Source organism: Flavobacterium sp. UBA6195 (genome assembly GCF_002422095.1).
In the GTDB taxonomy this organism is placed as follows: Bacteria; Bacteroidota; Bacteroidia; order Flavobacteriales; family Flavobacteriaceae; genus Flavobacterium.
Map to the genome: position 1 here is coordinate 1 of NZ_DITB01000045.1, position 14753 is coordinate 14753.

Genomic DNA, 14753 nt, shown 5'->3' on the forward strand with positions numbered 1-14753 from the left:
AAACTGAGTCTTATGATGAAGAATCTTTACACATGAGACAGTTATTGAAAACTAAATTAGTTGATATGGACTTATCTGTAAGAGCATTAAATTGTTTAAAAGCGGCTGAAGTTGATACATTAGGTGATTTAGTATCTTTCAACAAGAACGACTTAATGAAGTTCCGTAATTTTGGTAAAAAATCATTAACTGAATTAGATGAGTTAGTGGCTAATAAAAACCTTACTTTCGGAATGGATTTAACTAAATATAAGTTAGATAAAGAATAATTGCTTCATATTTTGCGCTCCTTAGCTGGATTGATGCAAGATGAAGATAAATAATAGACGTCATGAGACACGGAAAAAAAAATAATCATTTAAGTAGACAAACAGGACATAGAAAAGCTATGTTAGCTAATATGGCTTGTTCGTTAATTGAGCATAAGCGTATTAATACAACTGTTGCTAAAGCAAAAGCTTTAAAACAATTTATTGAACCATTAGTAACAAAATCAAAAGAAGATACAACTCACAATCGTCGTATTTGTTTCTCTTATTTAAGAGATAAATATGCAGTTACTGAATTGTTCAGAGAAGTTGCTGCTAAAGTTGGTGACCGTCCAGGAGGATACACACGTATCATCAAGTTAGGAAACCGTTTAGGGGATAACGCTGATATGGCAATGATTGAGTTAGTAGATTTCAATACATTGTACAATGGTGGTAAAAAAGAAGTTAAGAAAACGACTCGTCGTGGTAGAGCTAAAAAAGCGGAAGGTACTGCTCCTGAAGCTCCAGCTACTGAAACTTCTGAAAATACTGAAGCTACAGAATAATATATTTTTTAATATGTTAAAAAAAAGGATAAACTATTATAGTTTATCCTTTTTTATTTTAATTTGTATTTTAAAATTTTAATTATGAAAAATTATTGCTTGCACTTAATGTTATTTGTAACATTTTCTTTTTTTGCTCAAGATAATCAAAACTCTAAAAAGGGAGATTATAATATCGATTATTTAGGAAATTTCAACAAAGCGGGTATGTGGTTGCCTGCTTCAGTTGAAGATAAGTCTATTTCAGGTTCTCCTTATTTGTTTAATTCTTGGGAAGGTTTATTCTCTGTTATAAATAAAAAAGGTAATCGTTTTGATATTCTTAATTTAAATTATAATATCTTAACGAAAAAGTTAGAATCAAAAGTTTCTAAAGATTCCGTATTTCAATATGATTTAAAAGACATTGATAAAGTTAAATATCTCTCTAAAGTATATATAGTTAAAAATGAAGAGCTTTTTCTTCAATTGTTTACCTCTGATTCTTTTGAATTTTTAAAGTCATTTCAAGTAGTTATTCAAGAACCTGTTAGTAATCCTCTAACTCAATCTTCATTAACACCTAGAAGATACGTTTATAAAAATGAATATAAAATTTTTCGAAATGGTGTTGTCACAGATTTTAAATTGAATAAAAAATCTTTATTAAATCTTTTTCCTGATAAAATTGATCTAATAAAGAATTATGCTAATTCAAATAAATTATCATTTAGTGAAGAAAACGATGTCGTGAAAATTTTTAATTATATCGTTAATAATTAAAATAATTTCACAAAACAACTTTTATAACTAAATTTGCAACCACAACAACACAACGCAATGAAATACAACAATCGTTCTAAGGCCGTTTTACTTCTTAAAGACGGTACTATTTTTCACGGAAAATCAATCGGAATTGAAGGTGTAACTTTTGGTGAAGTCGCTTTTAATACAGGAACTACAGGTTATCAAGAAATTTTTACAGATCCTTCTTACTTTGGGCAAATCATGGTTACTACCAATGCACACATTGGGAATTATGGTGTAAACGAGAAAGAAGTGGAATCAGATTCTGTTAAAATATCGGGATTAGTTTGTAAAAATTTTAGTTTTAATTATTCTCGTGAAGATGCTTCTGAAAGTTTATTTGATTATTTGAACAAACAAAATCTTATCGTAATTTCTGATGTTGATACAAGAGCTTTGGTAAGTTATATTAGAGATAATGGAGCTATGAATGCGGTTATTTGTACCGATGGTACTCCAATCGAAGAATTAAAAGAAAGACTAGCTCAAGTTCCAGATATGAATGGCTTGGAATTGGCTTCAAAAGTATCTACTAAAGAACCATATTTCTTCGGTGATGAATCAGCAAAATATAAGATCTCTGCATTAGATTTAGGAATCAAAACTAATATTCTTAGAAATTTAGCTAAGAGAGATTGCTACATTAAAGTTTTTCCATATAACGCTTCATTTGAAGATTTGAAAGCATTCAATCCAGACGGTTATTTCTTATCAAACGGTCCTGGTGATCCAGAGCCTTTAGAAACAGCTCAAGAAGTGGCAAAACAAATTCTTAATGAAAATAAACCGTTATTTGGAATTTGTTTAGGACATCAAATTATTGGGTTAGCTAACGGAATTTCAACCTACAAAATGTTCAATGGTCACCGTGGAATTAATCACCCAGTTAAAAATGTGATTACCGGTAAAGGTGAAATTACCTCTCAAAATCACGGTTTTGCTATCGTGAGAGAAGAATTAGACAAGCACCCAGATTTTGAATTGACACATGAACATTTGAATGACGGAACTGTAGCTGGAATGCGAATGAAATCGAAAAACTGTTTCTCGGTTCAATACCATCCAGAAGCAAGCCCTGGACCACATGATTCAAGTTATTTATTTGACCAATTTATTGAAAACATCAAATCTTCAAGCAACTAAAACGTTATCGTTTATAAGTTTTTTGAGTTTTTCAATATCATTGTAGTTTAAATTATAAATTTGTTATTATTCACAAGATAGTAACTTAAAAAAATATAAAATGAGTATAATTATCAAAGTTCACGCAAGACAAATTTTAGATTCGCGTGGAAATCCAACAATCGAAGTTGATGTAGTTACAGATAACGGAATTTTAGGAAGAGCAGCCGTTCCAAGTGGCGCTTCGACTGGCGAACATGAAGCAGTAGAGCTTCGTGATGGAGGTAAAGCTTACATGGGTAAAGGGGTGTTAAAAGCTGTTGAAAATGTTAATACAAACATAGCGGAAGCGGTTGTAGGAATGTCGGTTTTTGAACAAAATTTAATCGACAAAATGATGATTGAATTAGACGGAACAGCAAACAAATCAAACTTAGGGGCTAATGCTATTTTAGGAGTTTCTTTAGCGGTTGCAAAAGCTGCTGCTAACGAATTAGGAATGCCTTTATATCGTTATGTTGGTGGGGTTTCAGCAAATACATTACCAGTTCCAATGATGAACATTATCAACGGAGGTTCGCATTCTGATGCTCCAATTGCATTTCAAGAATTTATGATTATGCCTGTAAAGGCTAAAGATTTCACTCATGCAATGCAAATGGGAACTGAGATTTTTCACAACTTAAAAAAAGTTTTACACGATAGAAATTTATCTACAGCAGTAGGTGATGAAGGAGGATTTGCTCCAAATTTAGCGGGTGGAACTGAAGATGCATTAGATTCTATCAAATTAGCGGTTACCAACGCTGGTTATACTTTTGGAGATGATGTAATGATTGCTTTAGACTGTGCGGCTTCAGAATTTTATGTAAACGGAAAATACGATTACACTAAATTTGAAGGTGAAACAGGAAAAATAAGAACTTCTGAAGAACAAGCTTCTTACTTAGCAGAATTAACAGAAAAATATCCAATTATTTCTATCGAAGACGGAATGTATGAAGACGATTGGGAAGGTTGGAAATTATTAACTGAGAAAATCGGTGATAAAGTACAATTAGTAGGTGACGATTTATTCGTAACAAACGTAGAAAGATTATCTCGCGGAATTAGTCAATCGATTGCGAATTCAATTTTGATTAAAGTAAACCAAATTGGAACTTTAACCGAGACGATTGCAGCAGTTAATATGGCGCATAACGCTGGATATACTTCTGTAATGTCGCACCGTTCAGGAGAAACAGAAGACAATACAATTGCAGATTTAGCCGTTGCTTTAAACTGTGGACAAATCAAAACAGGTTCGGCTTCTCGTTCTGATCGTATGGCAAAATACAATCAATTATTAAGAATTGAAGAAGAATTAGCAGATGTAGCTTATTTTCCTGGCGTAAATGCTTTTAAAGTAAAAAAATAATTACTTTTAGATATCATTTTTAAATCCTGTTGTAGTATTTTACAGCAGGATTTTTTATGTATATTATTTAACCATAAATTATAGATAATTTCTTTATTGTTTGATTATTATTTGTTAAATTCGCAATTCACATTAATTTTATCATAAAATATCATATAAATAATATGTCAAAAACTGCAATATTAGAGCTTGATGGCAAAAAGTATGAGTTTCCAGTAATTGTGGGAACTGAGAATGAGGTTGCTATCGACATAGACAAGTTGCGTAGTGCATCTGGTGCTATTACTATTGACCCTGGTTATAAAAACTCAGGTTCATGTACGAGTGAAATTACTTTCTTAGATGGTGAAGAAGGAATTCTACGTTATAGAGGATATTCAATCGAAGATTTAGCGGATAAAGCTGATTTCTTAGAAGTTTCTTATTTGTTGATTTTTGGAGAACTTCCAACAGCAGCCCAATTAGAAAAATTCGAGAACGATATTCGTAAATATACATTAGTTAACGAGGAAATGAAAAACATCATTGATGGTTTCCCAAAAACAGCTCATCCAATGGGTGTTTTAGCTTCTTTAACTAGTGCTTTAACTGCCTTCAATCCTAAGTCTGTGAACCCTCACAACGAAAAAGAAATGTATGAGGCAGTTTGTAAAACTATGGGTAAATTCTTAGTAATTGCTACATGGACTTACAGAAAAACTATGGGTTATCCATTAAATTATTATGATAATACAAAAGGTTATGTTGAAAATTTCATGCGTTTAATGTTTGAATTACCAACAGGTCCCTACAAAGCAGATGCAAAAGTTATTCAAGCGTTAGATAAATTATTCATTTTACATGCAGACCACGAACAAAACTGTTCAACTTCTACAGTAAGAATTGTAGGTTCTTCTCACGCAGGTTTATTTGCTTCAATTTCTGCTGGAGTTTCTGCACTTTGGGGGCCGCTTCATGGTGGTGCTAATCAAGCAGTTTTAGAAATGTTACAAGAAATCCATGATAATGGTGGTGATGTTGCTAAATTCGTTTTAAAAGCAAAAGATAAAGACGATCCGTTCCGTTTAATGGGATTCGGACACCGTGTTTACAAAAACTTTGACCCAAGAGCAACCATCATTAAAAAAGCAGCTGATGATGTATTAACAGCTTTAGGAGTTGACGATCCATTATTAGATATCGCAAAACAATTAGAAAAAGTAGCGTTAGAAGACGAATATTTTAAATCAAGAAACTTATATCCAAACGTAGATTTCTATTCAGGAATTATCTACCGTGCTATGGGTATTCCAGTTGAAATGTTTACGGTTTTATTTGCTATTGGTCGTCTACCAGGTTGGATTGCACAATGGAAAGAAATGAGAGTAAATAAAGAACCAATTGGTCGTCCAAGACAAGTTTATACAGGATATCCGTTACGTCCTTTTAAAGAAGTAAAAGATAGATAATATTTATAAAAAAAACCACTCATTTGAGTGGTTTTTTTTATTCTGCTGGTTTCGTTTCTTCATTTGTTTCAGAAGCTGTTTCAACTTCAGTAGTTGCTGTTTCAACTTCTTCTTTTTTGTGTTCTAATGATTCTTTTAAGTTGTGCGCTTTTTCTTCCACCCAACCTGCTGCTTCTGCGGTTTTTTCTTTAGCGACATCAACAAATTCGTTTACTTTTTCTGGTACGCCCATTTCTTCAAGTTTACCAGAAACTTTTTCGGCTACATTTTCAACCGTTTCTTTTACGTCTTCAGCAACATCTGCAGCTTTTTCAGCAACATTTTCAGCTACTTCGCTTAAGTTTTCTTTTGCTATTTCCGCTTTCTCTTTTGCTTTTCCAAAAAGAGAACTGAAAAAATTTGATAATCCCATGATAATTTTTTTTATAGTTTTCTCAAATTTAATCATTTATGCGCAAATAGAATCAATTTGGTGTAAATTTATAACGATTGACTAATTAATATTCTCGTTTCCTTTTTCTATATTTGCCAAAAGCCATACGCTATGTTACAATTAAATGTAAAAAACGAAACTTCTCGATTAAGGGCAGTGGTGTTAGGAACCGCTGTTAGTAATGGTCCAACACCTACCATCGAAGAAGCTTATGATCCAAAATCATTAGAGCACATTAAAGCCGGAACCTATCCGATAGAAGAAGATATGGTGAAGGAAATGGAAGCTTTTAACAAAGTATTCCAGAAATACGATGTAAAAGTCTTCAGACCTCAAATTATTGAAAATTACAACCAAATTTTCGCCAGAGACATCGGATTTGTTATCGATGACATTTTTATCAAAGCCAATATTTTACCAGATCGTGAGCGTGAATTAGATGCGATTCAATACGTAATCAATCAAATTGATCCAAAGAAAGTGGTGCGTCCGCCAGAAGAAGTACATATTGAAGGTGGAGACGTAATGCCTTGGAATGAGTATATCTTTATTGGAACTTACAAAGGTTCGGATTATAAAGATTACATCACGGCAAGAACCAACATGCAAGGAGTAAATTATATTAAAGAATTGTTTCCAAATAAAATTGTGAAAGCATTCGACTTAGTAAAATCGAAAATTGAGCCTCGTGATAATGCGTTGCATTTAGATTGTTGTTTTCAACCTGTGGGAACCAATAAAGGAATTATTTACAAAAGTGGTTTCCGTGAAGAAGCCGATTATATGTTTTTAGTGAATTTATTCGGAAAAGAAAATCTATTTCACATCGAAAGAGAAGAAATGTATCACATGAATTCCAACGTGTTTTCCATTGCTCCTGATGTAGTAGTTTCCGAAAAAAACTTTACCAGATTAAACAATTGGTTACGCGAAAACGGATTTACAGTAGAAGAAATTCCGTATGCCGAAATTGCAAAGCAAGAAGGTTTGTTACGATGTTCAACTTTGCCTTTGATTAGAGATTAAGTTATGCTTACTACAATCTATTTTTATGTGGTTTTTCCAATAATTGTAGTTAGTGCAATAGTATATGTTGTAAAGAATACTAAGAATCCAAATAAAAATAATGTCGTAATCAAAAAATACGATTTATCAAAAAAAAATAAAGAAGAAAAACATGAACCAAACAACTAACTCCATATTGATGATTCGTCCGGTAGCATTCCGTATGAACGAACAAACAGCGGTGAATAATTATTACCAAAAAGTATTGGATAATTTAACGCCACAATCGGTAAATACTAAAGCACAAGAAGAGTTTGATACTTTTGTGCAAAAACTTAAAATGATAGGTTTAAATGTGGTGGTAGTTGAAGATACATTAAGTCCTGATACGCCAGACAGTATTTTTCCAAACAACTGGATTTCATTTCATGAAAATGGAGATGTCGTTTTATATCCCATGTTTGCCGAAAATCGCCGTTTAGAAAGAAGAGAAGATGTTTTAGATCATTTAGAAGAAAAAGGATTTGTAATCAATGAGATTATGGATTATACTTCGGCTGAAGATGATGATATTTTCTTAGAAGGAACAGGAAGTATCGTTTTAGATAGAGCCAACGGAAAAGCGTATTGTGCTTTATCTCCAAGAGCAGACGAAGAATTATTCATCGAATTTTGTGAAGATTTTGAATTTACTCCCGTGATTTTTGAAGCTTTTCAAACGGTAAACGGTGAAAGAAAACATATTTATCACACGAACGTAATTATGTGCGTGGGCGAAACTTTTGCTGTTATTTGTGCCGATTGTATCGACGATAAAAAAGAACGCAAAATGGTCTTAGATAGCTTGAAAGGTGATGAAAAGGAAGTGATTCTAATCACGGAAGACCAAGTGAATAACTTCGCTGGGAATATGTTGGAAGTAAAAGGGAATGATGATAGAAGATATTTAATCATGAGTGCCTCAGCACATCAAAGTTTGACGAAAAAGCAAATCGCACAATTAGAAGAACATGTAACTATCGTAAGTTCAAGTTTAGATACAATTGAAGCTTGCGGTGGTGGAAGTGCTCGTTGTATGATGGCAGAAATTTTCTTGCCAAGAGAATAGTATTACCGTCATTTCGAGTGATTTTAAAAAGTAAAAATGCAAATTTTGCTTTTTAAAATTGTATCGAGAACTAAAGAAATAATATAATTTTAAACAAAATAAAAAATCCCAAATTCAGAATGATTCGGAATTTGGGATTTTTTTATTTAAGAAGTTGAATTAAATGCCTCTAACAATACTCAAAACCGCACTAATAATATACTGAATACCAATAGCAATGGTTAGGAATCCAATAATTCTTGAAATAGCAACAATTCCAGACGAACCGAGTAATTTAGCTAAATAATGGGCACTTCTAAGAACTAAATAAATAGTAACAGCAACTACAGTAATTGAAATTGTTGAAATTATAATTTCTGATGTAGTGTTATGTTCTTGATAAAATGCAATCAATAAAGAAATGGAACCCGGTCCGGCTAACATTGGCATTGCTAAAGGAGTAAGTGCAATGTGTGTTCTGTTTTGAACTTCTTTCTGTACTTTTTTGTTTATCCCTTTATTTTTACTGAAATTTCCATTTAATAATCCGAAACCTGAGCTGGTAATAATGATTCCACCTGCAATTCGTAAAGCTGTAATTGTGATTCCAAAGAAGCTCAATACATACTGACCAATAAAAAAAGAAATTAATAGTATAATTAAAACGTTAATACTGGTAATTAAAGAAACTTTTGCTCGTTCAGCACTCGTGTAACCTTCGGTAAGGGCAACGAAAATAGGAACCGTTCCAATTGGGTTTAATACCGAAAATAAGGCGGCGAATAAATAAATAAATAATTCCATTGTTTTTTTACAAATTTAGTACAAGGTAATTATTTTATTTACGAATCAAAAAAAAAAATCTTCTTTACTTTTAGGTTTTCTTAATGTAAGCTATGTTAATAAGTATCCAATGGTGAGTAATAAGTATTTTTCCCTTTTTCTAATTCAAGCTTATCAATAAATTTTTGAACGACTTTACTATTTTTTGAGTAATCAACCGATATGTAATGATGGTCGATATGAAATGTGATTGAGTTACCAGGTTTAAACAAAACCAATTTATAATAAGGAATTACCAATGCATAAACCTCTAATCGAGATTGAAAGCCAATGATAATGCCATTTGGACGTAATTCAATGTTACAGAATTTTACCGAGTTGTTAACGTGTAATAAATCATAGATGGCTGAACTGCATCTAGTAATAAATAAATTTGGAGAACCGATGCCTCCTTTTTTAAAATTGTCAAATATTGAAAATGTTTTTCCAACTAATTCGTTGATTTCTCTTTCAATTTTTGGGTCTTTGTATGAGATGTTATAAAGCATTTTTGTTTAAAATTACTTCAAAAATGGTTTCGAAATCAGACTTTAGCAAATTTTTATTATTTGTTTATTTATCGTAACTTTAGATTTCTAAATAATAGTAAAATGAAAACATTAGTTATAGGAGCTTCCACAAATAAAGAGCGTTATTCGTATAAAGCCATTCATAGTTTAGTAGATAAAAGTCATCAAGTAGTTGCTTTAGGTGCCAAAAAAGGAATGGCGTTTGATATCCCTATCGAAACTGAAAAATTTGATTTCCATGCAGTTGATACCGTGACTTTGTATCTCAATCCAAAAGCACAAGAGGAGTATTATGATTACGTTCTTTCGTTAAAACCAAGACGCGTTATTTTCAATCCAGGAACCGAAAATCCTGAGTTTTATAAAATATTGGGGGACAATAATATTAAATATGAAGTAGCTTGTACTTTGGTGTTATTGGCAACCAATCAATATTAAAATTTGGTTTGACTTGTTGCAGGTTTGCTAATTAACAACAAGCCAACAAAAGTAATCATTCCGTTTACGATAATTAATTCGTTGTCAATTACGTAATCTCCAAAAAGTACTGCTGAATTTTTGGCTAACAAAAAGCAAATCAATGGAGAAATAACACAAATAATAGGAACTAATTTATCGTGAACGGTTTTTGATTTCATAAACAATCCAAATGCATACAATCCTAAAAGTGGTCCATACGTATAACTTGCTACTTTGAAAATCATGGTTACTACTGATTTGTCATTCAACGAATTGAAGATGATAATTACCAAGAACATCAATAATGAAAACCCAATATGTACAAAATGACGTGTTCTAACAGCATTGGGCTTATTTTGGTTTTCCGCTTTATCCATTCCTAGAAAATCCACGCAAAATGATGTTGTTAAAGCCGTTAAGGCAGAATCTGTAGTTGCAAATGTGGCTGCGGTTAATCCTAATAAAAAAATAATTGCTGGAAAAATACTCAAATGATTAAAAGCAATTTCTGGGAAGAGTAAATCGGTACGTTTTACACCGTCAACCATGGGAACTGAAATACCATTTTTTTCTGCATATAAGTAAAGTAAAGCTCCAACACTTAAGAAGAATATGTTAATCACCACGAAAATTCCGGTGAAAGTAAACATGTTTTTTTGTGCTTCGCCAATGTTAGCGCAGCTTAGATTTTTTTGCATCAAATCTTGGTCTAATCCAACCATAGCAATGGTTACGAAGATACCGCCTAAAATCTGTTTCCAAATATAGTTACCCTTTAAATAATCTTCATAGAAAAACACTTTAGAATAATTACTGTTTTTTACAGTTTCAAAAGCATCAACAAATCCTAAATCTAAACTATTACAAATAAAAATAATCGTTAAGAATACGGATGAAACTAAGAAAAACGTTTGTAAAGTATCGGTAATAATAATCGTTTTCAATCCGCCACGATAGGTGTAAGCAAATATTAAAGCCAACGAAATTAAAACGGTAACGGCAAACGGAACTTCAAAATCATCAAAAACAAATCGTTGTAAAACAATTACCACCAAATACAAACGAAAAGCCGAACCAATCGTTCTACTAATCAAGAAAATAGTCGCAGCAGTTTTGTAGCTCACAACACCTAATCGCTGCTCAATATAACTATAAATTGAGGTTAAATTCATTCGATAGTATAAAGGGAGTAATACTGTTGCAATAATGATAAAACCAATAGCATTCCCTAATACAAATTGAAAATATTTAAACTGCAAATCAGGATTACCAACTTCTCCTGGAACGGAAATAAATGTCACGCCAGAAAGCGCTGTTCCAATCATTCCAAAAGCAACTAAATACCACTTTGCATTTTTATTCGCCTTAAAAAAAGCATCATTGCTACTGTCATTTTTACTAACAAAATTGGAGATAAGAATTAAAATTCCGAAGTAGATAATGATAATGGCTAAAATAGTTCCTGATGTCATAAATTGGTTTTTAGTTGTGCTAAAATAGAAATAAATGAGAATATGAAGCATAGAAAATAGAAAAAAGACAGAATGAAAAATTTTAACCTTCTATTTTCTGTAATCTATTTTCTTTTTTCAAAATTGACTACTTTTGCTAAATGGAATTACCATCAAAATTACTTGAAAATGCAGTTAACGAAATGTCACAATTACCAGGAATTGGTAAACGAACAGCATTGCGTTTGGTATTACATTTGTTAAAACAACCTTTGGAACAAACTGAGGTTTTGTCATCGGCTTTAACTGCGATGCGAAATGATATTCAATACTGTAAAGAATGTCATACAATTGCAGATGATGAAATATGTGGTATTTGTTCCAATTCAAGTCGAGATAAATCGGTGATATGTGTTGTGGAAGATGTTCGTGATGTTATGGCATTGGAAAACACAGGAATGTTTAAAGGAGTTTATCATGTTTTGGGTGGAAAAATTTCTCCGATTGAAGGTATTGGGCCAAGTCAATTAAAGATTACGTCATTAGTTGAGAAAGTAAAAGAAGGAAATGTATCTGAAATTATATTTGCTTTAAGTTCAACCATGGAAGGTGATACTACTAATTTTTACATATACAAACAAATTAAAGAGTTTGATATAAAAACATCAACAATCGCAAGAGGAATTGCGGTTGGAGATGAGTTAGAGTATGCAGATGAAGTGACTTTAGGAAGAAGTTTGTTGAATAGAATCCCGTACGAATTATCTAACACTTAGTTTTTTACCAAATTTTTTAAAATAATTCCAAAATTCCAATACTATAACGTATATTTGTTTCGAAATATTATTGGTTTGATATGAGAATATAATTACTTATTTGAATTATCAAAATAATAAATTTTTTTAATTTCTGTAAAGTATGAAAAATGGTTCTACTATATTGTATTTTAAAAAAAGTATAAAGCAATTAAAGTAAAATAATAAAATGATTACAAATATTTGTTGTATTGGAGCGGGTTATGTAGGTGGACCTACAATGGCAATAATTGCTCTAAAATGTCCACATATTAAAGTAACTGTAGTTGATTTGAATGAGAAGAGAATAGCTGCATGGAATGATAAAGACGTTAAAAATATACCTATTTATGAGCCGGGTTTAAGTGAAGTTGTTGCAGAAGCTCGAGGTAGAAATTTATTTTTCTCTACAGATGTTGATGCGGCAATTGATGCTGCTGATATGATATTTATTTCGGTAAATACACCAACTAAAACATATGGAGTTGGAAAAGGTATGGCTGCCGATTTAAAATATATAGAGTTGTGTGCGCGTCAAATAGCACGTGTGGCAAAAAATGACAAGATAGTTGTAGAAAAATCTACCTTACCAGTTCGTACAGCTAGTGCTATAAAGAATATATTAGATCATACAGGTAACGGAGTTAATTTCCAAATTTTGTCAAATCCAGAGTTTTTGGCTGAGGGAACAGCTGTAGAAGATTTATTAGCTCCTGATCGCGTTTTAATTGGTGGAGACACTACTCCTGAAGGACAAAAAGCTATAGATCTTTTGGTAGAAGTTTATGCAAATTGGGTTCCAAAAGAGAATATATTAACTACAAATGTTTGGTCTTCTGAATTGTCAAAATTAACGGCTAATGCTTTTTTAGCGCAACGTGTTTCTTCTATAAATGCATTAAGTGAATTATGTGAAAAAACGGGTGCTGATGTAAATGAAGTGGCAAGAGCTATCGGTATGGATAGTAGAATTGGGCCTAAATTTCTAAAATCATCAGTAGGTTTTGGAGGGTCTTGTTTTCAAAAAGATATTTTAAATTTAGTTTATATTGCTAAGTCTTATGGATTAAATGAAGTAGCGGATTATTGGGAACAGGTCATTATTATGAATGATCATCAAAAAAGACGTTTTGCTAAAAATATCGTTAAAACGTTGTACAACACCGTTTCTGGAAAAAAAATAGCATTTTTAGGTTGGGCATTTAAAAAAGATACAAACGATACAAGAGAATCTGCAGCTATCTATGTGGCAGATGATTTGTTAAATGAGCAAGCCTCTATTCATGTGTATGATCCAAAAGTAGGAGCAGTTCAAATTCAATCGGATTTGAATTATTTAGAAACTCGTTCTGAAGCTGCCAATTTACAGGGTGTTCATGTGTATGATAATCCTTATGATGCTTGTAAAGATGCTCACGCAATTGCTGTGTTAACAGAATGGGATGAGTTTAAAGAATATGATTGGCAAAAAATTTATGATGCCATGTTAAAACCTGCCTTTGTTTTTGATGGAAGAAACATTTTAGATGCAAAAAAAATGAATGCAATAGGTTTTCATTATAATAAAATTGGTTAATACTTTAGTATCCAGGACAGCCAAAACAATTTCTAGCATCAACATCAAATTGATATACTAATCCTAGTTCGAAAACACCTCCAGTATTACCTATCTTGGAGGTGTTTGCGTCATAGGAAAATCCGAATTTAAAATTCTCATATTTTAATCCACTAAACAAGTTTACCGAAGTTAAGGTGTGACTATTGTCTGCTTTTTTCATTGGATTTAATGCCGTTGTAACTCCTATGGTAAAATGATTAAAGATGAAGGAGCCTCCTACATCTAATCGATTGTATTGTCCTTGTTTCATGAAGTTGGCGGTAACCATCATTCTAGTTTCTAATGGTAAAAAAGTAGTTATTACTTGGCCAAAATCAAATTCATATCCACCCGAAATATTGTAAAACATTTCTAAAGGAATATTTCCCTCTTCTGCCATAGCAATATTAGGTTTGTTGAGGTGTTTTACAGCTGTCCCAATCCACATATTGTCTTTATAGAATAATAACCCTGTTGAAATATCAATAAAATGAATTCTATTGTTTAGTTGTAATGGATCAATACTTATTGGATTTATGGTTTCTGAACTGATGTTAATTTGGTCTCTTAATAATAAATTTTGAAAGCCAAAGCTTTTGCTTCCATAGCCAACTTCAATTCCGGGTCTAAAATACCATTCGTAATTTAATTCTATTCGATAAGCATAATTAATATTTGCTTGTAAAAAATTATACCCTGTGAAGTTTTCACGGTGATTAAGAAAAGTTACACCAATGCCACTATTGCTGTTTTCTAACCATGTGCTTGCATAAGCGTAGTTAGTATCCATTTTATATTGTAAGCTGGTCCATTGTGTGCGGTGCATAACACCAGCACTCGTTGTTTCTAAAAATCCTGTAAAACCAGGATTGATAGATTCTGGTACTAAAAAATATTGGGTGAAAATAGGATCTTGAGCTTTTATAGATGTGCTTAATAATCCTATGAATATACTGTATATTACTGCTTTTAATTTCATAGTTTT

The 14753-nt window shown here is 32.0% G+C and carries 16 protein-coding genes; 11 read left to right on the forward strand and 5 right to left on the reverse strand.

Annotation, left to right across the window (positions count from 1 at the left end; all coding sequences use genetic code 11):
- The 6 genes from B4I81_RS03610 to B4I81_RS03635 form a co-directional block, all read left to right on the forward strand.
- Positions 1-269 (forward strand): DNA-directed RNA polymerase subunit alpha C-terminal domain-containing protein (locus B4I81_RS03610; RefSeq protein WP_291107680.1); only part of this gene is annotated, 269 nt, incomplete at its 5' end.
- A 62-nt stretch (positions 270-331) separates the two neighbouring features.
- Positions 332-817, forward strand: a complete 486-nt coding sequence (rplQ, locus tag B4I81_RS03615) for a 50S ribosomal protein L17 (protein ID WP_291107682.1) — start codon at positions 332-334, stop codon at positions 815-817.
- An 84-nt stretch (positions 818-901) separates the two neighbouring features.
- Positions 902-1579: a hypothetical protein gene (locus tag B4I81_RS03620; RefSeq protein WP_291107685.1), complete on the forward strand. Its 678-nt coding sequence runs from the start codon at positions 902-904 to the stop codon at positions 1577-1579.
- 57 nt (positions 1580-1636) lie between these two features.
- Positions 1637-2746, forward strand: a complete 1110-nt coding sequence (gene carA / locus B4I81_RS03625; RefSeq protein WP_291107689.1) for a glutamine-hydrolyzing carbamoyl-phosphate synthase small subunit — start codon at positions 1637-1639, stop codon at positions 2744-2746.
- Positions 2747-2846: 100 nt separating this feature from the next.
- On the forward strand, positions 2847-4142 hold the full coding sequence (gene eno / locus B4I81_RS03630) for a phosphopyruvate hydratase (RefSeq protein WP_291107693.1): 1296 nt from the start codon (positions 2847-2849) through the stop codon (positions 4140-4142).
- A gap of 164 nt (positions 4143-4306) precedes the next feature.
- Positions 4307-5590 carry a citrate synthase gene (locus B4I81_RS03635; protein ID WP_291107696.1) on the forward strand — a complete coding sequence of 428 codons (1284 nt, stop codon included), beginning with the start codon at positions 4307-4309 and terminating at the stop codon, positions 5588-5590.
- A 37-nt stretch (positions 5591-5627) separates the two neighbouring features.
- Here the strand turns inward: B4I81_RS03635 and B4I81_RS03640 are convergent, their stop codons facing one another.
- Positions 5628-6002 carry a hypothetical protein gene (locus tag B4I81_RS03640; RefSeq protein ID WP_291107699.1) on the reverse strand — a complete coding sequence of 125 codons (375 nt, stop codon included), beginning with the start codon at positions 6000-6002 and terminating at the stop codon, positions 5628-5630.
- A 132-nt stretch (positions 6003-6134) separates the two neighbouring features.
- Between B4I81_RS03640 and B4I81_RS03645 the strand changes: the two genes are divergently transcribed.
- The gene (locus B4I81_RS03645; protein ID WP_291107702.1) at positions 6135-7049 is read left to right on the forward strand and encodes a dimethylarginine dimethylaminohydrolase family protein; all 915 of its coding nucleotides are present in this window, start codon (positions 6135-6137) and stop codon (positions 7047-7049) included.
- A gap of 151 nt (positions 7050-7200) precedes the next feature.
- Positions 7201-8136: a citrulline utilization hydrolase CtlX gene (ctlX, locus tag B4I81_RS03650; RefSeq protein WP_291107705.1), complete on the forward strand. Its 936-nt coding sequence runs from the start codon at positions 7201-7203 to the stop codon at positions 8134-8136.
- 159 nt (positions 8137-8295) lie between these two features.
- Here ctlX and B4I81_RS03655 read toward each other — a convergent pair whose 3' ends face one another.
- Positions 8296-8919: a MarC family NAAT transporter gene (locus B4I81_RS03655; RefSeq protein WP_291107708.1), complete on the reverse strand. Its 624-nt coding sequence runs from the start codon at positions 8917-8919 to the stop codon at positions 8296-8298.
- Positions 8920-9014: 95 nt separating this feature from the next.
- Complete coding sequence (locus B4I81_RS03660; RefSeq protein WP_291107711.1) at positions 9015-9446, reverse strand: hypothetical protein; 432 nt, start codon at positions 9444-9446, stop codon at positions 9015-9017.
- A gap of 102 nt (positions 9447-9548) precedes the next feature.
- Here B4I81_RS03660 and B4I81_RS03665 point away from each other — a divergent pair, with 102 nt between their 5' ends.
- Entirely contained in the window at positions 9549-9905 is a 357-nt protein-coding gene (locus B4I81_RS03665) for a CoA-binding protein (RefSeq protein ID WP_291107714.1), read from the forward strand.
- Here the strand turns inward: B4I81_RS03665 and B4I81_RS03670 are convergent.
- Positions 9902-11398 carry a sodium:solute symporter gene (locus tag B4I81_RS03670; RefSeq protein WP_291107717.1) on the reverse strand — a complete coding sequence of 499 codons (1497 nt, stop codon included), beginning with the start codon at positions 11396-11398 and terminating at the stop codon, positions 9902-9904. The two genes, B4I81_RS03665 and B4I81_RS03670, sit on opposite strands and share 4 nt — an antisense overlap.
- 140 nt (positions 11399-11538) lie before the next feature.
- Here B4I81_RS03670 and recR point away from each other — a divergent pair, with 140 nt between their 5' ends.
- Complete coding sequence (gene recR / locus B4I81_RS03675; RefSeq protein ID WP_291107719.1) at positions 11539-12153, forward strand: recombination mediator RecR; 615 nt, start codon at positions 11539-11541, stop codon at positions 12151-12153.
- Between the two features lie 208 nt (positions 12154-12361).
- Complete coding sequence (locus tag B4I81_RS03680) at positions 12362-13747, forward strand: UDP-glucose 6-dehydrogenase (protein ID WP_291107722.1); 1386 nt, start codon at positions 12362-12364, stop codon at positions 13745-13747.
- 4 nt (positions 13748-13751) lie between these two features.
- Here B4I81_RS03680 and B4I81_RS03685 read toward each other — a convergent pair whose 3' ends face one another.
- Positions 13752-14747, reverse strand: coding sequence for a PorP/SprF family type IX secretion system membrane protein (locus tag B4I81_RS03685; RefSeq protein WP_291107725.1), 996 nt, complete (start codon positions 14745-14747; stop codon positions 13752-13754).
- Positions 14748-14753: the final 6 nt, after the last annotated feature.